General features: G+C 67.5%; 22 protein-coding genes and 1 other RNA gene. 18 read left to right on the top strand and 5 right to left on the bottom strand.

All coding sequences use genetic code 11. The annotated features are described in order from the left end of the window. Window positions 1–35: 35 nt before the first annotated feature. The 4 genes from ssrS to AC07NF_RS21175 all read left to right on the top strand — a co-directional run bounded on the left by ssrS (window position 36) and on the right by AC07NF_RS21175 (window position 2,162). Window positions 36–198, top strand: a non-coding RNA gene (ssrS, locus tag AC07NF_RS21190) — 6S RNA. Between the two features lie 24 nt (window positions 199–222). Further along, window positions 223–834, top strand: coding sequence for a 5-formyltetrahydrofolate cyclo-ligase (locus tag AC07NF_RS21185; protein ID WP_494627466.1), 612 nt, complete (start codon window positions 223–225; stop codon window positions 832–834). Window positions 835–855: 21 nt separating this feature from the next. Then, window positions 856–1,677 carry a TIGR00282 family metallophosphoesterase gene (locus AC07NF_RS21180; RefSeq protein WP_494627468.1) on the top strand — a complete coding sequence of 274 codons (822 nt, stop codon included), beginning with the start codon at window positions 856–858 and terminating at the stop codon, window positions 1,675–1,677. Window positions 1,678–1,748: 71 nt separating this feature from the next. Then, a complete protein-coding gene (locus tag AC07NF_RS21175; protein ID WP_454717853.1) occupies window positions 1,749–2,162 on the top strand; it encodes an organic hydroperoxide resistance protein in 414 nt (137 codons plus the stop codon). Here AC07NF_RS21175 and AC07NF_RS21170 read toward each other — a convergent pair. Continuing rightward, window positions 2,159–2,809: a glutathione S-transferase family protein gene (locus tag AC07NF_RS21170; protein WP_494627470.1), complete on the bottom strand. Its 651-nt coding sequence runs from the start codon at window positions 2,807–2,809 to the stop codon at window positions 2,159–2,161. The genes AC07NF_RS21175 and AC07NF_RS21170 overlap by 4 nt on opposite strands. Before the next feature lie 141 nt (window positions 2,810–2,950). Between AC07NF_RS21170 and AC07NF_RS21165 the strand changes: the two genes are divergently transcribed. From AC07NF_RS21165 to AC07NF_RS21150, 4 genes are read left to right on the top strand one after another with little or no spacing between them, the layout of a single operon-like run. Beyond that, window positions 2,951–3,706 (top strand): YebC/PmpR family DNA-binding transcriptional regulator, encoded by a 756-nt coding sequence (locus tag AC07NF_RS21165; protein ID WP_494627472.1) that lies wholly within the window; start codon window positions 2,951–2,953, stop codon window positions 3,704–3,706. A 5-nt stretch (window positions 3,707–3,711) separates the two neighbouring features. Then, a complete protein-coding gene (locus AC07NF_RS21160; RefSeq protein WP_494627596.1) occupies window positions 3,712–4,683 on the top strand; it encodes a phosphoribosylaminoimidazolesuccinocarboxamide synthase in 972 nt (323 codons plus the stop codon). 44 nt (window positions 4,684–4,727) lie between these two features. Next, window positions 4,728–5,423: an MgtC/SapB family protein gene (locus AC07NF_RS21155; RefSeq protein ID WP_494627474.1), complete on the top strand. Its 696-nt coding sequence runs from the start codon at window positions 4,728–4,730 to the stop codon at window positions 5,421–5,423. 37 nt (window positions 5,424–5,460) lie between these two features. Further along, window positions 5,461–6,393, top strand: coding sequence for a nucleoside hydrolase (locus AC07NF_RS21150; RefSeq protein WP_494627476.1), 933 nt, complete (start codon window positions 5,461–5,463; stop codon window positions 6,391–6,393). Between the two features lie 3 nt (window positions 6,394–6,396). On the opposite strand, the gene AC07NF_RS21145 is transcribed toward AC07NF_RS21150, so the two are convergent. Further along, window positions 6,397–6,678, bottom strand: coding sequence for a hypothetical protein (locus AC07NF_RS21145; RefSeq protein WP_492815362.1), 282 nt, complete (start codon window positions 6,676–6,678; stop codon window positions 6,397–6,399). 158 nt (window positions 6,679–6,836) lie between these two features. On the opposite strand from AC07NF_RS21145, the gene AC07NF_RS21140 reads away from it, so the two are divergent. Further along, window positions 6,837–8,456: a hypothetical protein gene (locus AC07NF_RS21140; RefSeq protein WP_494627478.1), complete on the top strand. Its 1,620-nt coding sequence runs from the start codon at window positions 6,837–6,839 to the stop codon at window positions 8,454–8,456. Between the two features lie 17 nt (window positions 8,457–8,473). Here the strand turns inward: AC07NF_RS21140 and AC07NF_RS21135 are convergent, their stop codons facing one another. Then, complete coding sequence (locus tag AC07NF_RS21135; protein ID WP_494627480.1) at window positions 8,474–9,895, bottom strand: M20/M25/M40 family metallo-hydrolase; 1,422 nt, start codon at window positions 9,893–9,895, stop codon at window positions 8,474–8,476. Between the two features lie 121 nt (window positions 9,896–10,016). On the opposite strand from AC07NF_RS21135, the gene ruvC reads away from it, so the two are divergent. Genes ruvC through ruvB form a run of 3 tightly spaced genes read left to right on the top strand, consistent with a single transcriptional unit; the run spans window position 10,017 to window position 12,174 of the window. Next, window positions 10,017–10,523, top strand: a complete 507-nt coding sequence (gene ruvC / locus AC07NF_RS21130; protein ID WP_494627598.1) for a crossover junction endodeoxyribonuclease RuvC — start codon at window positions 10,017–10,019, stop codon at window positions 10,521–10,523. After that, entirely contained in the window at window positions 10,520–11,134 is a 615-nt protein-coding gene (ruvA, locus tag AC07NF_RS21125; protein WP_494627482.1) for a Holliday junction branch migration protein RuvA, read from the top strand. Before ruvC ends, ruvA begins: the two co-directional genes overlap by 4 nt. After that, a complete protein-coding gene (gene ruvB, locus AC07NF_RS21120; RefSeq protein ID WP_494627484.1) occupies window positions 11,131–12,174 on the top strand; it encodes a Holliday junction branch migration DNA helicase RuvB in 1,044 nt (347 codons plus the stop codon). Before ruvA ends, ruvB begins: the two co-directional genes overlap by 4 nt. Here ruvB and AC07NF_RS21115 read toward each other — a convergent pair. After that, the gene (locus tag AC07NF_RS21115; protein ID WP_494627486.1) at window positions 12,171–12,443 is read right to left on the bottom strand and encodes a type II toxin-antitoxin system RelE/ParE family toxin; all 273 of its coding nucleotides are present in this window, start codon (window positions 12,441–12,443) and stop codon (window positions 12,171–12,173) included. The genes ruvB and AC07NF_RS21115 overlap by 4 nt on opposite strands. Beyond that, the gene (locus AC07NF_RS21110; RefSeq protein ID WP_494627600.1) at window positions 12,443–12,619 is read right to left on the bottom strand and encodes a CopG family transcriptional regulator; all 177 of its coding nucleotides are present in this window, start codon (window positions 12,617–12,619) and stop codon (window positions 12,443–12,445) included. The genes AC07NF_RS21115 and AC07NF_RS21110 overlap by 1 nt, the downstream gene beginning before the upstream one ends. Before the next feature lie 104 nt (window positions 12,620–12,723). Between AC07NF_RS21110 and ybgC the strand changes: the two genes are divergently transcribed. The 6 genes from ybgC to pal all read left to right on the top strand — a co-directional run bounded on the left by ybgC (window position 12,724) and on the right by pal (window position 17,441). Beyond that, window positions 12,724–13,179 carry a tol-pal system-associated acyl-CoA thioesterase gene (ybgC, locus tag AC07NF_RS21105; RefSeq protein WP_492815358.1) on the top strand — a complete coding sequence of 152 codons (456 nt, stop codon included), beginning with the start codon at window positions 12,724–12,726 and terminating at the stop codon, window positions 13,177–13,179. Between the two features lie 120 nt (window positions 13,180–13,299). Beyond that, a complete protein-coding gene (tolQ, locus tag AC07NF_RS21100; protein ID WP_492815357.1) occupies window positions 13,300–13,998 on the top strand; it encodes a protein TolQ in 699 nt (232 codons plus the stop codon). Between the two features lie 4 nt (window positions 13,999–14,002). Continuing rightward, window positions 14,003–14,524 (top strand): ExbD/TolR family protein, encoded by a 522-nt coding sequence (locus tag AC07NF_RS21095; RefSeq protein ID WP_492815356.1) that lies wholly within the window; start codon window positions 14,003–14,005, stop codon window positions 14,522–14,524. 7 nt (window positions 14,525–14,531) lie between these two features. Further along, window positions 14,532–15,344 (top strand): cell envelope integrity protein TolA, encoded by an 813-nt coding sequence (tolA, locus tag AC07NF_RS21090; protein WP_494627489.1) that lies wholly within the window; start codon window positions 14,532–14,534, stop codon window positions 15,342–15,344. 29 nt (window positions 15,345–15,373) lie between these two features. Further along, complete coding sequence (gene tolB / locus AC07NF_RS21085) at window positions 15,374–16,672, top strand: Tol-Pal system beta propeller repeat protein TolB (RefSeq protein ID WP_494627491.1); 1,299 nt, start codon at window positions 15,374–15,376, stop codon at window positions 16,670–16,672. Between the two features lie 202 nt (window positions 16,673–16,874). Continuing rightward, a complete protein-coding gene (gene pal / locus AC07NF_RS21080) occupies window positions 16,875–17,441 on the top strand; it encodes a peptidoglycan-associated lipoprotein Pal (protein WP_492816555.1) in 567 nt (188 codons plus the stop codon).

Below are 17,441 nucleotides of genomic sequence, written 5' to 3'. Positions count from 1 at the left end.
TCCGCCCTCCGAACCCCTATCTTGATCAGTGGCGGGTCATGCTGTGGCTCTCGTCGAAGATTTCTTATCCCAGGGACCTTAATCTCTCTATCGGGACCTGTTCCCTCCCGTGGCCGTGGCTGCGGGAATACGGGGCCCACCTGTTACTGACAGGTTCGAGTGGATTGAAACGTCTTCACGGTTCTTCGCGGCGCCGCCACCTTTCTCCCCTATAAGCGGTCGATGACCATCGCCGACCCCCTCGCGGCCAAGATCGCGCTGCGCGTCTTCCTGCGGAACCAGCGCAAGCAGCTGGCGCTCGAACATCCCGAAGCCGACTGGATGATCGCCGATGTGGCCCGCGAACCGCTGGCCAGGCTGTTCCCCAGCCCCGAAGGCAAGATCGCAGCCCTCTATCACGGCCTGGGCTCGGAGGTGTCGCCGCGCATCCTGGCCGACCAGATGGCGGAGGCCGGCTGGGTCCTGGCGCTGCCGGCGGTGCTGGACAAGGACGATGGCGAGATGGTGTTCCGGCGCTGGGACCGTGCGACGGCTCTGGTCCACGACGCCATCGGCCTGCGCAGCCCCCCGCCCGAAGCGCCGGTGGTCGAGCCCGATCTGGTGATCGCCCCGCTGCTGGCCTTCCAGAGCGATGGCCTGAGGCTGGGACAGGGCGGCGGCTACTACGATCGGGCGCTGGAGGACCTGCGGGCGCGCAAGCCCGACGTCTTCGTCCTGGGCCTGGCCTACAGCGGCCAGCAGGTGGAAAATCTGCCGCACGAGCCGCACGATCAAAGGCTGGACGCCATTCTCACCGAAAAAGAGTATATGGCCGTCAAAGACATGGGCCGCTGAGGCCCGCACCAAGGACTTTCGATGCGTTTCGCCTTCTTCGGTGATGTCGTCGGCAAGTCGGGCCGTGACGGCCTGGCCGACCATCTGCCCGATCTTCGCCGCCGTCTCGGGCTCGAGTTCGTGATCATCAACGCCGAGAACGCGGCGGCCGGCTTCGGCATCACCGAGAACACCGCGCGCGAGCTGTTCGAGGCCGGCGCCGACTGCTTGACCCTGGGCAATCACAGCTGGGACCAGCGCGAGGCCCTGACCTATATCGTCCGCGAGCCGCGCCTGATCCGTCCGGCCAACTACCCGATCCTGTCGGACGCGCCGGGCCGGGGCAGCCATCTCTTCCAGACCGACAGCGGCAAGACCGTCTTCGTCGTCAATCTGCTGGGCCGCGTCCACATGGACGCCATGGACGACCCGTTCGCCGCCGCCGACCGCGAGCTGGACAAGGCGCCGCTGGGCCAGGTGGCCGACGCGGTGATCGTCGACATGCACTGCGAGGCCACGTCCGAGAAGATGGCGATGGGCCACTATTGCGACGGCCGCGCCTCGCTGGTGGTGGGCACCCACACCCACGTTCCGACCGCCGATTGCCAGGTCCTGCCGGGCGGCACCGCCTACCAGACCGACGCCGGCGCCTGCGCCGACTATGACAGCGTCATCGGCAACCAGAAGGACGAGCCGCTGCGCCGCTTCACCACCAAGATCAGCGGCGGGCGTTACCAGCCGGCCTCGGGTCCGGCGACGGTGTGCGGCGTGTTCGTCGAGACCGACGACCGCACGGGCCTCGCCGTCCGCGTCGAGCCGATCCGGGTGGGCGGGCGTCTGCAGCAGAGCATTCCCGAGGTCTAACCTTCGGTTCAGCTTGCGGCTGTCGCAACTCCTGCTTCAGATGGCGCCTCCATCCTAACGGAGACACCGCCATGACCGACGCCCTCTACACCGCCAAGGCCCACGCCGTGGGCGGCCGCCAAGGCACCGCCAAGACCGACGACGGCCATCTGGACGTGACGCTGGGCTATCCCAAGTCGCTGGGCGGTGACGGCAGCGGCACCAACCCCGAGCAGCTGTTCGCGGCCGGCTACGGGGCCTGTTTCCTCGGCGCGCTGGGCCTGGTCGCGCGCAACACCGGCGTCAAGCTGGGCGAGCACAGCCTGGACAGCGAAGTCGACCTGATCAAGGACGAGACCAGCTTCCACATCGCCGTGCGCCTGAAGCTGAATGCGCCGGAGCTGGACCGCGAGACCGCGCTGAAGCTGCTGCACACCGCCCACGAGGTCTGCCCGTACTCCAAGGCGACCCGTGGCAATGTCGATGTGCAGCTCGAGGTCGCCTAACCCTCCGGGAAGAACTTGAAGAAGGGCTCGGCCTCGGTCAGCACGCGCTGCACCGACGGCCGGTCCTTCAGCCGCTCCAGGTACGACAGGCACAGCGGCCAGCGGCCGTCGAAGGTCTGGACCTTGTCGGCATAGAACAGCGCCGGCAGCGCCGCGCAGTCGGCCAGGCCGAAGTCGCCGCACATCCAGGCGCGGCCGTCGGCCAGCACGCTTTCCAGGCGGTCGCAGGCCTGGGCCAGCTGGCCATAGGCCTCGTCGACGCCGAAGCCGTCCTTGGCCTCGAGCGGACGCAGGCGGTCGGCGACGATCTTCTGCATCGGCGTCTGGACGTAGTTGTCGAAGAACCGGTCCCAGAACCGCATCCGCCAGGCGAAGTCCGGATTGCTCGGCGTGAAGCGCACGCGACCGGGATAGTGGGCGTCCAGATAGTCGAGGATGACGGTGGTCTCGATCACCGTCTCGTCGCGGGCGTCGTCGCGCAGGGCCGGCATCTTGCCCATCGGCGACAGCTTCAGGAACGCCTCGCGCCCGGCCGGATCGCCCAGATCGACCAGCACGTTCTCGAACGCGATGTCGTTCTCGTAGAGGCCGATCAGCACCTTCCAGCAGAACGAGGCCAGCGGGTGGGCGTGCAGCGTCAGGCTCATCGGGCGCTCCAGATACTTAAGTTATTGCCTAACTATATCGACGATCGGCGTTACGCAATACCCCTCGGGGGTGACAAAACCCGCCCTCGGACGCTAGAAGCGCCCACACTCCACTTTTCAGATCAGAGACAGAGCCTCCGAATGGCCGGCCACTCGAAATTCAAGAACATCATGCACCGCAAAGGCCGCGCCGACGCCGCGCGCTCCAAGCTGTTCTCCAAGCTGTCGCGGGAAATCACCGTCGCGGCCAAGACCGGCCTGCCCGATCCGGCCATGAACCCGCGCCTGCGCCTGGCCGTGAACAACGCCAAGGCCGAAAGCCTGCCCAAGGACGTCATCGACCGCGCGATCAAGAAGTCGCAGATGGGCGATGCGGCCGACTATTCGGAAATCCGCTACGAAGGCGTCGCCGCCGGCGGCGTCGGCATCATCGTCGAGGTGCTGACCGACAACAAGAACCGCGCCGCCGCCAACGTCCGGTCCTACTTCACCAAGATCGGCGGCAATATGGGCGCCACCGGCTCGGTGACCTTCAACTTCGATCACGTCGGCCAGATCACCTACCCGGCCAAGGCCGCGTCGGAAGACGACATGATGGAAGCCGCCATCGAGGCCGGCGCCGACGACGTCACCTCGGACATGGACGAGGAAGGCGAAGGCCACACCATCTACACCGCCTTCGAGAGCCTGAACGAAGTGGCCGCCGCCCTGGAGGCCAAGTTCGGCCCGGCCGGCAACACCAAGATCGCCTGGCGTCCGAAGATGCAGGTTCCGGTCACTGGCGACTCGGTGGCCACGCTGATGAAGCTGCTCGACCTGCTGGACGACGATGACGACGTCCAGAACGTCTACTCGAACGAAGACATCAGCGACGAAGACCTGGCCAAGCTGGGTTGATGACCATGTCCCGCGCCTTGAACGCCCTGCCAAGCACCCTGGAAGTCGTCGATCTTCCGGGCCTGCCCAACCACTATCGCGGCAAGGTGCGGGACAATTACGACCTGCCGGACGGCCGCCGGGTGATCGTCGCCTCGGACCGCCTCAGCGCCTTCGACCTCAACCTGTGCGCCGTGCCGTACAAGGGCCAGGTGCTGACCCAGACGGCGCGCTATTGGTTCGACGTCACGGGCGACATCTGCCCCAACCACGTCGTGGCCTATCCGGATCCGAACGTGCTGATCGGCCAGCGGCTGGAAATGCTGCCGGTCGAGCTGGTGGTGCGCGGTTATCTGGCCGGGACCACCTCGACCTCGATCCTGACGCTGTACAACAAGGGCGAGCGCCAGATGTATGGCGTGACCCTGCCGGACGGCCTGCGCGCCAACCAGCGCCTGCCGCAACCGATCCTCACCCCGACCAGCAAGGCCGCCGACGGCGACCACGACGCGCCGCTGTCGCCCGACCAGATCCTGGAGCAGGGCCTGCTGACGGCCGAGCAGTGGGACATCTTGAGCGCCTACGCCCTGGCCCTGTTCGCGCGCGGCCAGGAGTTGGCGGCCCAGCGCGGCCTGATCCTGGCCGACACCAAGTACGAGTTCGGCCTGGACGCCGACGGCGCCATCGTGCTGGCCGACGAGATTCACACGCCCGACAGCAGCCGCTTCTGGAAGGCCGCGACCTATGAGGCGCGCTTCGAGGCCGGCGAGCGTCCCGACAGCTTCGACAAGGACTTCGTCCGCGCCTGGGTCGCCCAGCGCTGCGACCCCTATAACGACCCGATCCCGGAGATCCCCGAGGAGCTGATCCGTCAGACCTCCGACGTCTATATCGAGGCGTTCGAGACCATCACCGGCCAGACCTTCGTGAAGCCCGACGCGGCCGAGCCGGTGCTGGACCGCGTGCGGCGCAATTTGGACAGCTATCTGGCGGGCTAAGGCGGGGCGGGGATCGCTCAAGCTCCCCGCTCGTTACAGCCGGCATGGACTGGCTGCTGTCTCCCTACGACTACCTTCCCATCGTCGGCGCGGTGATCGCCGGCGGGGCGATCGGGCTGGAGCGTGAATATCGCAGCCGGCCCGCCGGCCTGCGCACCCATGTGCTGGTCGCCTTGGCCTCGGCCCTCCTGATGATGGCCGCCGTGCATCAGGTGCGGTGGATGAACGACACGCCGCTGGAGGTGGTGCGGATCGACCCGGTGCGGATGGCGCACGGCGTGCTGACCGGGGTCGGCTTCCTGTGCGGCGGGGTGATCTTCCAGCAGGGCTTCTCGGTCCACGGCCTGACGACGGCCGCCTCCCTGTGGATAACTTCAGCGATCGGTACGCTGTTCGGCGTTGGTCTCTACGGCCTGGCGGTGGTCGGCACGGTGATTGCCCTGGTGGTCCTCAGCGCCGCCCGCTTCCTGGATCACCGCCTGCCGCAGAAGAACTTCGCCGAGATCCGTGTGCGGTCGCGCCGCGAGGCGATGCTGCGTGAAGGCGACTTTCGCGACTTGCTGGGCGCCTTCGAGCTGAAAGGCGCACGGCTGGATCAGCGGCTGGTCGACGGCGGGACGATCTTCGAGTTGTCCGGGATGTTCTCAGGCAAGGACACGCTTCCGCTGTCAGCTGTGGCCGATCGGCTGCGCGAAGACCCTCGGATCGTCGAGTTCGATATCCTTCCTCGTAAGGACTGATCTTCTCGCCGTCACACCAGCCCGCTAGACTGCGCGGATGGTTCTGCGGGTTCACATCGACACCGATTGCGGCGTGGACGACGCCCTGGCGCTGGCCTTGCTGGCGCGCTCAAGGCAGGCCGTCGAGGTGGTCTCGATCTCGGCCGTGTTCGGCAACACCTATGTGGATCAGGCCGCGGCCAACGCCCGGGGCGTGCTGCGCCTGGCCGGCTGCGGGGCCGAGGTCTATATCGGGGCCGGCGCGGGCCTGGCCAAGCGCCGGGTCGAGCGCATGCGGCCGGCCCACGGCGTCGACGGCCTGAACGGCGCGGGCTTTTCTCAGCGCTGGAAGCTGCCGGAACTGGATCGCGGCCACTCCACCAACTTCCTGGCCTTCGCCGCCCGTCGCAAGATCAGCGGCCTGTTCCTGGGGCCGTTGACTAACCTGGGCAAGGGTTTGCTGGAGGATCCCGTGGCCTTCCGCGGCTGGCGTCCGACGATCGTGGCCGGCGCCTTCGCCGTCGAGGGCAAGGCCAAGGGCGGCGCGGACTTCAACAGCTGGAGCGATCCAGAAGCCCTGCAGCGCACGCTGGAGGCCGGGACCATGCCGCGCCTGATGCCGCTGGACGTCACTCACCAGGTCGAGGTCACCGCCGACGATCTGGCCAAGGGCGCGGTCTGCTGTGGTTCGCCGCTGTCGCAGCGCCTGACCAAGGCCGCCCAGGCCTACATCGCCTTCCACCAGCAGGTGTGGGGCGGCGAGGGTTGCCGGCCGCACGACGCGGTGGCCGCCGCCAGCCTGGTCGCGCCCGAGCTCTTCACCTTCGAACCGGCCCGCCTGCGGGTCACCGTCGACGGCGAGCGCCTGGGCCGCGTCGACCGCATCGACGGCGCGCCCAATGCCGAGGTCTGCACCAGCGTCGACGTCGCCGCCGTCAAGCGCCTGATCCTGGGCGGGCTGTTCGGCTGGGGCGCGGTCGAGGCGGCCTAGGGCCTAGTGCGGCTGGCCCCACTGGGCCGCGCGTTCGCGGACCAGATCACGCATGAACTGGTCCAGGTCGGCCAGGCGGCGATCCATCTCGGCCACCGGCACGCCATTCCAGACCGCATGGTCATAGACCGACCGCGCCTCGCGCAGGCTTTCGCCGGCCCGGTATCGTTCGGCTATGTAGAGGGTCTCGAGGAGCTTGGTCGGGCGGTCGATCTTCTCGTGCTTCATCGACCAGTAGCTGACCATGTACTCGGTCAGGATCCCATCGTCCGACGAACTGACCATCGGCGTCTCCCTTGTGGTTGAGGCCGAGATAGGGAGCCGACGGCTGAGCGCAACCGCGTCGATGCAGATGCTCGAATGTGCGAAGGCCGCCCGACGGCCCGTTGACCCGGCAAGCGGCGTCTCGTAGACCGAACTCAACCTCCGAATGAGTATGTGTGATGGCGACGATTATCGGAACTGACGGCGACGACAAGATCGAGGTTCCGGGCCTGGGCGACTATCAGGTTCTGGCCGGCGCCGGGGCCGATACGATTTCAATCATCGGCACGGCCTCGCGCGACGCGCGGGTGGTCACGGTCGATGGCGGCAGTGGCGATGACGTCATTACGATGGAGCTCTACGGGGCCCAGGCGGTCACCGTTCACGGCGGCGATGGCAACGACGTCATCAAGACCGGGTTTGGCGGGACGCTGTACGGTGACGCCGGAGCCGACACCTTCGCGATCTTGGGCTTCGGCAGCGGCAACCTGACGTTCACGATCGCCGACTTCTCCAGCGAGGATAAGCTCGACCTCCTGCCGGCCCTGAAGTCCTCGACGGTCTGGAGGGAGGGCAACGACCCGTTCGACCCGGTCTTTGGCGATTTGCGTCTGGTTCAGGCGGGCGCCGACACCATCATCCAGGGCGACTGGAAATTCGGCGACTGGGTGTCGATGGGCGTTCTCAAGAACGTGCAGGCGTCCAGCCTCACGGCCGCTCAGCTGGGTTTCAAGCCCAGCGTCGCCGACATCAGCTTCTACTCGGTCACCCCGCTGACCCAGACCTTCGCCGAGGGCGGGAAGGTCGAGTTCACGGTCACCTTGCCCAAGGCGGTCAGCAACTACGTCAATATCGACTTCAACCTGACGCCGGACTCCACCGGTTCGGGCGGGGTCAGCGCCAGCGCCCACTTCGCGCCCGGCGAAACCAGCAAGACGATCTCGTTCCTGATTCCCGACGACGCCAAGGCGCTGGGCTATTTCTTCTTCTCGTCGACCACGTCGCCGACATCCGGCTTCATGACCGACCCGCGCACGCCGCCCACCTTCAGCTATGTGGACAACGATGCGGGAGGCTTCAGCGTCTACATCACGTCGGTGCGGGACGCCTATCAGGCGATGACGATGAACGTCACGCCGCTGCCCAACGACAACCCGTGGTTGAACGTCTCGTACTACCGACCCGAGAGCACGACCCGATCGGCGATCGTCCAGCTGGAGAAGCTGGTGCTGGGCACGACCTCGGTCGCGCTCACGGCCTACCAGTTCTTCACCGGAAAGACGCCGGGGGCGGCGGGACTGGCCTATCTTGTCAACTCGCCCGACAACGCCAGCGACCTGAACGACAAGGCCGGCATCTACGCGGGGATGAACACCGAGAACCGCTACATCAACTTCGCCGCCAATCTCGGGCTGGTCGGCGATGGCAAGGCGGCCTTCGCGACGGCCTATGGCGGGCTGACGTTCGTTCAGGCGGTCGAGAAGGCCTATGACGCGGTGATCGGCAAGAGCTTCGCCCAAGCCGCTGGCGTCAATGTTCAGGCCGCCATCGACAGCGTCGTCGCGGCCAAGGGCTATTTCGACGCCCTGGCCAGCGAGCGTATGGGCGGCTTCGACCACGACCTGGCCATGAAGGCCGGCGTGGTGGGCTATCTGATCGTCGAGGGGCTCAAGGCCAATGTCGGCGTCTATGCCCGCGCCGTCGAGAACTTCTACCTCGACTTCGCCGACGGCACGGCCCAGCACAACATCAACCTCGTGGCCGTCTATGGTCCGGGGACCCATCTCGACGCGATGTGACGCCGCCGGCCCAGCGCCTACTTGCCGCCCGCATAGTCCTTGATCAGGGCGTAGAGGAAGTCGCGACCCTCGTAGAGCGACTTGACCCGCATGCGCTCGTTCAGGCCGTGGATGCCGTCGCCGTCCGAGCTGCCGAACAGGCCTGAGACGCCGTAGGTCGGGATGCCCGCCGCGTTGGTGTGGACGCCGTCGGTGGCGCCGGTCAGCAGGATCGGCACGACCGGCACGCCGGGCCACAGCTTGGCGGCTTCCTTTTCGATCGGGCCCATGATCGCCGGGGTCAGGGGCGGGGGCGGCGAGACGCTGTTGGGCTCGTGGGCCAGGGTCACGGCGACGGGGGCACCAGTCAGTTCGGCCAGCTTCGTGCGGACCTCCTCGACCGGCGTGCCGGGCAGGATGCGGCAGTTGACGTTGGCCGTGGCGCGCTGGGGCAGGGCGTTGGGCGCGTGGCCGGCATTGACCATGGTCGCCACGCACGTGGTGCGCAGCATCGAGTTCCACATCGGGTCGGCGGTGACCGCCTTCAGCGCTGCCGGGTCATTGATGTCGGCCACCAGGGCCTTCATCGCGGCGGCCTGGGCGGGGTTCACGCGGCCCTGCATCTTGGTGAAATAGCCGCGCGTGGCGTCGTTGAAGCGCGGCGGGAAACCATAGGCGCCGATGCGGTCCAGCGCCGCCGACAGCTGGTAGATGGCGTTGTCCGGCACGGGGCGGCTTGAGTGGCCGCCGGGGTTGGTCACCGTCAGGGTGAAGTCCTGATAGACCTTCTCGCCGCCCTGGACCTCCAGCACGACCGGCTTGTCGTTCTCGTCCAGCAGGCCGTCGGCGCCCTCGTTCAGGGCGAACTCGGCGTCGACCAGGGGGCGGTGGTTCTTCACCAGGTCCTCGATGCCGTTATAGGCCTCGCTTTCCTCGCCGCAGGTCAGGGCCATCTTGATGTCGCGCTTGGGCTTGAAGCCCGCCTGCTTCAGGCGGACCAGACTGTCGACCCAGATGGCCGCCTGGGCCTTGTCGTCCGACGTGCCGCGCCCGAAGAAGTAGCCGTTCTCCTCGACCAGTTTGAACGGGTCGCGGGTCCAGTCGGCGCGGTTGGCCTCGACGACGTCGATGTGGGCAAGGAGGAGCATCGGTTTCGACTTGGCGTCGGTCCCGTGGAGGATCGCGACGAGGGAGCCTTCCTTGGGATGGCCATCGGCGACCACGACCTTGATGTCGGCCTCGGGGAAGCCCGCCGTCTTCAGCCGCGCGCCCATGGCTTCGGCTGCGGCGGTGCAGCTGCCGACCGACAGCGTGGTGTTGATCTCGACCAGCTCCTTGTAGAGGTCGCGGAAGGCCAGCTGGTCGGGGCGGACGGTCTTGGGCGGTTCGGCGGTCTGTGCGTTCGCCAGAACCGGCGCGGCCAGAAGCGCCGCCGTCATCATCCAAACCGACCGTTTCATCCGTACTCTCCCCAATAAGCTTGGGCGGGAGGAGAGCTTGCCTAACCGACGCGCGCAAGGGGCCGCGTTCATAGATCGTTAGCAATACAGGGGCTTTTCCTGAGGCGCGGATCAGACGATGTTGCGAGAACACATGATGAACGCCATTCGTATTCTCGGACTCGATCCTGGCCTCCGCCGCACCGGCTGGGGCGTCGTGAGCGTGCTCGGCTCGCGGGTGACGCACGTGGCCCACGGCGTCATCACGCCCGACGAGAAGGCCGCCTTCTCCGATCGCCTGCTGCATCTCTTTGAGGGGATCTGCGCGGTGATCGAGCAGCACAAGCCCGATGAGGCGGCGGTCGAGGAGACCTTCGTCAACACCAACGCCCAGTCGACCCTGAAGCTGGGCCACGCCCGCGCGGCGGCGATGATCGCCCCGGCCCGTGCTGGCCTGCTGGTCGCCGAATATTCCAACGCCATGGTCAAGAAGGCGGTGGTCGGGACCGGCGGCGCCGACAAGGCCCAGGTCGCCTTCATGATCGCCCGCCTGCTGCCCACCGCCGGCTCGCCGACGGCCGACGCTGCCGACGCCCTCGCGGTCGCCATCGCTCACGCCCACGCCCGCACGGCGAGGAGAGTCGCATGATCGGTCGTCTGCGCGGCGCCGTCGCCGAGGTCGGCGAGGAAGAGGCCCTGATCGACGTCATGGGCGTCGGCTATGTCGTCCGCTGCGGCCACCGCACGCTGCAACGCCTGCCGGCTCTGGGCGAAGAGACCCTGCTGCACATCGAGAGCCAGTGGAGCGAAAGCGCCGGCCTGCGCCTCTATGGCTTCGCGACGCGCGAGGACCGCAAGGCTTTCGTGCTGTTGCAGGCGATTCAAGGCGTTGGCCCCAAGGCTGCCATGGCCGTGCTGGACGTGCTGTCGCCGGCCGAGCTGGCGTCGGCCGTGGCTCGCGAAGACAAGGCCGCCGTCGGTCGCGCCAGCGGCGTGGGGCCGAAGCTCGCTCTGCGCATCGTCACCGAGCTGAAGGACAAGCCGATCACGGATGGGCCGGTGCTGATGACCGCGCCGACCTCGGCCAAGTCGGCCCCCGCCAAGCCCGCGCCCACCGGCGACGCCGTCGCCGCCCTGATGGGCCTGGGCGTGGCGGAAGTGAACGCCCGCCGCGTCGTCGAGGCCGCCGCCGCCCAGCTGGGTGAAGAGGCCAGCGTCCAGGCGCTGATCAAGGCCGGCTTGCAGGAGCTGGGCCGGTGACCAGGATCATCTCAGGCGATCCTCAGCACGGCGACCAGGTCCCGGCGACCGATCGCGCCCTGCGGCCCCAGACCCTGGCCGAGTTCGTCGGCCAGGAGCAGGCCAAGGGCAATCTGCGGATCTTTATCGAGGCCGCCAAGGGCCGGGGCGAGTCCCTGGACCACGTGCTGCTGTTCGGCCCCCCCGGCCTGGGCAAGACCACCCTGGCCCAGATCGTCGCCCGCGAGCTGGGCGTGAACTTCCGCGCCACCTCGGGTCCGGTGCTGAACAAGCCCGGCGATCTGGCCGCGATCCTGACCAATCTCGAGCCGAACGACGTCCTGTTCATCGACGAGATCCACCGCCTGTCCTCGAACGTCGAGGAGATCCTCTATCCGGCCATGGAGGACCATGTGCTGGACCTCGTGATCGGCGAGGGACCTTCGGCGCGCTCGATCCGCATCGATCTGGCGCCCTTCACCCTGGTGGCGGCCACGACGCGGGCGGGCATGCTGGCGACGCCGCTGCGCGACCGCTTCGGCATCCCCATTCGCCTCGAGTTCTACACCCCGGCCGAACTGCGCCACGTGCTGCTGGGCGCGGCCCGCAAGATGGGCGCGCCGCTGTCCGACGACGGGGCCGACGAGATCGCCAAGCGCGCCCGCGGCACGCCGCGCGTCGCCGGCCGCCTGCTGCGCCGGGTCCGGGACTTCGCCACCGCCGACGGCGCGACCGTCATCGACCGCAAGGCCGCCGGCCTGGCCTTGGCCCGCCTGGAGGTCGACGAGGTCGGCCTCGACAGCCTGGATCGCCGCTACTTGCGCGCCATGATCGAACATTACGGCGGCGGCCCCGTCGGCGTGGAGACCATCGCCTACGCCATCGCCGAGGCCCGCGACGCCGTCGAGGACGTCATCGAGCCCTATCTGATGCAGCAGGGCTTCATCCAGCGCACCCCGCGCGGCCGCATGGCCTGCGGCAAGGCCTACCTCCACCTGGGCCTGACACCACCCGCCGCCCCGCCGGGGACGGCGCAGGGTGCACTGTTCGACGAGGGCTAGCTATCTTCCCGCGCACCGTGGCGGATGCGAAGGATGATCACGGCGTCGTCGTGGATACGGTATCGGATCAGGTAGGGATGGATGATCGCCAACTCGCGCATACCTCGCGGAGCCTGTCGGCCGCGCTCGGGATGATCGGCTAAACTGTCGGCTGCTGCTTGCAGTCGCCGAGCCAATCGCGCGGCGGCGGTCATGTTGAACGCAGAGACGTAGCCGTAGATGCTTCTGAAATTGGCGACCGCTTCGGCCGACCAAATGACTTGCCGCACTAATCGCCGACTTCGGGCGGCGGCTGCGGATTACCTTCGGCTAACGAGGTCAGCCAGCGGCTGACGGCCTCATGGCTGATCACTCGCCCGGCAGCAACATCGGCTTCGGCGCGCGCGTCTGCGGCCGCCTCGGCGGCGGCGTCGATCTCGTCGAAGATGGCGGGCTCGATCTTCATGCCAAGAAGGCTAGCACAAAAGAGGAACATGTCCAGCGCGACCCGCATGGGTTGAGGTTCTCTTTGGGGCTGACGTCTGGGATTTCAGCCGCTAAGCAGTCCCCATGACCACCCCGCCCGAACCCACCGCCGGCGTGTTCTCCGGCCGCGAGCACCAGCTGCCGGTGCGGATCTATTACGAGGACACCGACTTCTCGGGGATCGTCTATCACGCCAACTACCTGCGCTATCTGGAGCGGGGGCGGAGCGATTTCTTTCGGATGGTTGGGATCTCGCACACCGAGTTGGCTCAGCAGGACACGGCGTTCGCGATCATCCACATGACCCTGGACTTCAAGCGCTCGGCGCGGATCGACGACGCCTTGGTGGTGCGCACGACCTATGACCGGGTGAAGGGGGCGCGGCTTTACGTGACCCAGCGGGTCACGCGCGGCGACGAGGTGCTGATCGAGGCCAAGGGCGAGGCGGTGTGCATCACCCTGGACGGCCGTCCGCGCCGACCGACGGCGCAGATGCTGGCGCAACTGGCGCCTTGGCTGGCCGACGCGCAGGACGCGTGAGGCGAGAGCAATGCGTTTTTTCGGATCCCTCTAAGATTGTCATAGTTTCACCCAAGCGTCGCTTCATGTCATACGGCGCGTAGTAAGACTTTTCAGACGCCCCAACGGAGCCAAACCCGCATGGACGCCTCGGCCGCCGCACCGAATTTCTCGTTCTTCGCCCTCTTCATGCAGGCCGACTGGGTCGTCAAAGGCGTGATGATCGGCCTGATCCTGGCGTCGCTGGGCTCGTGGGCCGTGATCCTGGACAAGCTGTTCCGCTTCACGAACCTGAACCGCGCCGCCGACCGCTTCGAGGAGCAGGTCTCGGGCGGGCGTTCGCTGGAGGACGTCGCCGGCGAGGCCGGGGCCAATCCGCGTCACGCCCTGCCGCGCATGCTGCAGGCGGCCCTGAAGGAATGGCGCGACGCCAAGACCAAGGGCGCGATGAGCGAGAACCAGGCCGCGTTCCTGGTCGCCCGCATCGACCGCATCCTGGACACCCAGATCGCCCGCGAGACCAGCAAGGTCGAAGAGGGCCTGGGCAGCCTGGCCATCGTCGCCACCGCCAGCCCGTTCATCGGCCTGTTCGGCACGGTCTGGGGCATCATGCACGCCTTCCAGAACATCGCCCTGTCGAAGAACACCTCGCTGGCCGTCGTGGCCCCGTCGATCGCCGAGGCCCTCTTTGCCACGGCCGTCGGCCTGATCGCCGCCATCCCGGCCTATATCGCCTACAACAAGTTCTCGACCGACGCGGGCAAGTACGCCGGCCGCCTGGAAGGCTTCGCCGACGACCTGTCGACCGCGATCCAGCGCCGCCTGTCGGAACGGGTCTAAGCCCATGTCGATGTCGTCCAGCGACGCCTTCGCCACCAACAGCGGCCGTGGTCGCCGCCGTCGCGGCCGCCGCTCGCGCGGAGCCCTGTCCGAGATCAATGTCACGCCCCTGGTCGACGTGATGCTGGTGCTGCTGATCATCTTCATGATCAGCGCCCCGCTGCTGACCGCCGGCGTGCCGCTGGAGCTGCCCAAGACCGAAGCGGCCGCCCTGCAGAACCAAGAAGAGCCGATCACCGTCTCGATCCGCAAGGACGGCGGCATCTTCGTCGGCGAGACCCAGATCCCGTTCGAGAACCTGGCGCCGCGTCTGACGGCGATCGCCGGCAACGGCTACGACAAGCCGATCTTCGTCCGCGCCGACGGCGGGGCGACCTATTCGGTCGTCGCCCAGGTGATGGCGGGCCTGTCGAACGCGGGCTTCAACAAGATCAACCTGATCACCGAGACCGGCGGCCCCTCCACGGGCGCGGCTCCGCGCGACGCCCAGCCAGAGGGCGCGGGCGACCTGCGGCCGGCCCAATAGGCGCTGCATGAGCGCTCGCCGCGAACAACAGATCTCTCCGGGCCTGGTCGGCTCGATCGCGCTGCACGGAGCCGTGGCGGCGCTGATCGCGTTCGGCCTGCCGTGGAAGACGTCCAAGCCGATCACCATTGGCGAGTCGGTGCCGGTGACCATCGTCACCAACGGCCCGACCAACGTCCGCCCGGCCGAAGAGGCCCTGGAAGAGCAGACGGCCCAGGCGCCGGATCCCGTGCCGGAGGCCACGCCGCAGCCGCCGGCCCCGACGCCCGCGCCCACCCCGACGCCGGCCCCCGCGCCGCCGCCCAAGCCGACTCCGACGCCCAAGCCCGCGCCGACCCCGACGCCGGCCAAGCCCAAAGAGACCAAGAAGACCGACAACGACTTCTTCGCCTCGCTGGAAGCCTCGATCGCCAAGTCCAAGAAGGCGACCGGCAAGCCGACCGCCAACGCCCCCAAGGGCCCGGCCCGCGCGGAGACCTCGGTCTCGGCCCGCCCGGCCATGGGCGCGGCCACGGGCCTGTCCGCCGCCGCGCTGGGCCGCCTGCAGGGTGAGGTCCAGGACCGCTGGAACCCCAATTGCGAGGTCGAGGGCGGCGCCAATGTCAGCGTGCGGGTGGTGTTCGTGATCGGCCCGGGCGGTCGTGTCGTCGGCCAGCCGGAGTCGCCGGGCACGTCTTCGCCCGATCCCGTGGTCAAGGCCGCCGCCGACCGCGCCGTGCGCGCGCTATTCGCCGCTTCGCCGTTCGCCTACCTGCCGCAGGACCTGTACGGTCAGAAAATCGCCCTCAACTTCAACGCAAAACAGGCCTGTTCGCGTTGATGCTGGGACAAAGGAAGAAGGAAGCCCCGATGCGTCTGAAAGCCCTGGTGCTCATGGCCGCCGTCCTGCTGGGCGGCGCAGCGTTTGTGACCCCGGCCGCGGCGCAGATCGAGGTCGACATCAATTCGGGCGCGGTCAAGCCGCTACCGATCGCGGTGCCGGCCTTCTCGGGCGCCACGCGCGGCGCCGAGATCGCCCAGGTCATCACCGGCAATCTGGAGCGCTCGGGCCTGTTCCAGCCGCTGAACGTCTCTGGTGTCGCGGACAAGCTGACCGACGTGAACGTCCAGCCGCGCTTCCCCGACTGGCAGGCGACCGGGGCCCAGGCCCTGATCAATGGCCAGGTGACGGTCGGCCCGGACGGCGGCCTGCGCGTCGACTTCCGGCTGTGGGACGTCTTCAGCCAGCAGCAGCTGCTGGGCCTGCAATTCTCGTCGACGCCGGACAACTGGCGCCGCGTGGCCCACAAGATCAGCGACGCCGTCTATGAGCGCCTGACCGGTGAGAAGGGCTATTTCGACACCCGCGTGGCCTTCGTCGCCGAGAGCGGCCCGAAGCTGAACCGCGTGAAGCGCCTGGCGATCATGGATCAGGACGGCGCCAATCCGCAGTACCTGACCGATGGCTCGTACATCGTGATGACGCCGCGCTTCTCGTCGACCAGCCAGGAACTGACCTACATGGCCCTGCGGCCGACGGGGTCGTCGATCTACCTGCTGAATCTTGAGACCAGCCGCCAGGAGACGATCGGCAAGTTCCCCGGCATGGTGTTCGCCCCGCGCTTCTCGCCCGACGGCGGCAAGGTGGCGTTCTCGGTCGAGAAGGCCGGCAACAGCGACATCTACATGATGGACCTGCGCAGCCGCGCCTCGACCCGCATCACCACCGACCCGGCCATCGACACCTCGCCGTCGTTCTCGCCGGACGGCACCAAAGTGGCGTTCAACTCCGACCGCGGCGGCCAGGCGCAGCTGTATGTGATGAACACGGACGGTTCGGGCGTGCGCCGGATCTCGTATGGCGGCGGCCGCTACACGACCCCGGTGTGGAGTCCGCGCGGCGACTTCATCGCCTTCACCAAGCAGACGGGCGGTGAGTTCCACATCGGCGTGATGCGCCCCGACGGCAGCGACGAGCGCCTGCTGACCACCAGCTATCTGGACGAGGGTCCGACCTGGGCGCCGAACGGCCGGGTGCTGATGTTCTTCCGCGAAGGCTCTTCGGGCAATCCGCGCCTGTGGACGGTGGACATCACCGGCCGCATCCTGCGTCCCGCCGCCTATCAAGGTTCGGGGTCTGACCCGGCTTGGTCGCCGCTGCTCAACTGATTGACACAGAGAACGTCTAAATCCGGCAACCTGAGCCACGTACAGGCGTTCATGGCTCAGGTTTCTGAGCGCGGGCTATTCGCGCCGGAAGTGAATCCGCATCGTGTGTCGACCATCTGACATCATTGTGAGGTTTGGTCAGACATTTTCCGGGTCCATTCCAAGCTGAGCTTAGGTATGGGTCAGATCCAGAGTTCGTAGACTGAGGAGAAACTGGATGAGCTTCGACACCAAGCGCGCCGTTAGACTGGCGCTCGTCGGCGTTGCCGCTGCCTCGCTCGCCGCCTGCGCTTCGCGCCCGAAGCCCCAGCCTGTCGCGCCGACCGAGCCGCCGGCCCCGACCCAGCCGAGCCAACCCTACACCCCGCCGGCCCAGCCGCCGGTCTCGTCGGGCGTGCTGCCGGGTTCGGTGCAGGACTTCGTCGTCAATGTCGGCGACCGCGTCTATTTCGACACCGACGAATATTCGGTCCGCGCTGACGCCCAGCCGGTCCTGGCCGGTCAGGCCCAGTGGCTGAACCGCTACCAGTCGGTCCGCGTCCGCATCGAAGGCAATGCCGACGAACGCGGCACCCGCGAGTACAACCTGGCTCTGGGCGCTCGCCGCGCCAACGCCATCCGCGAGTTCCTGATCGCTCAAGGCGTGGCCGCGGCCCGCATCGAGACGATCTCGTTCGGCAAGGAGCGTCCGCTGGACGCCGGCACCAGCGAAGAAGCCTGGGCCAAGAACCGTAACGGCCGCACGGCCATCACGGACGGCGCTCGCTAA

The organism is Caulobacter sp. GW821-FHT10A06 (assembly GCF_059415805.1).
This window is presented reverse-complemented; position numbering and strand designations above follow the sequence as displayed.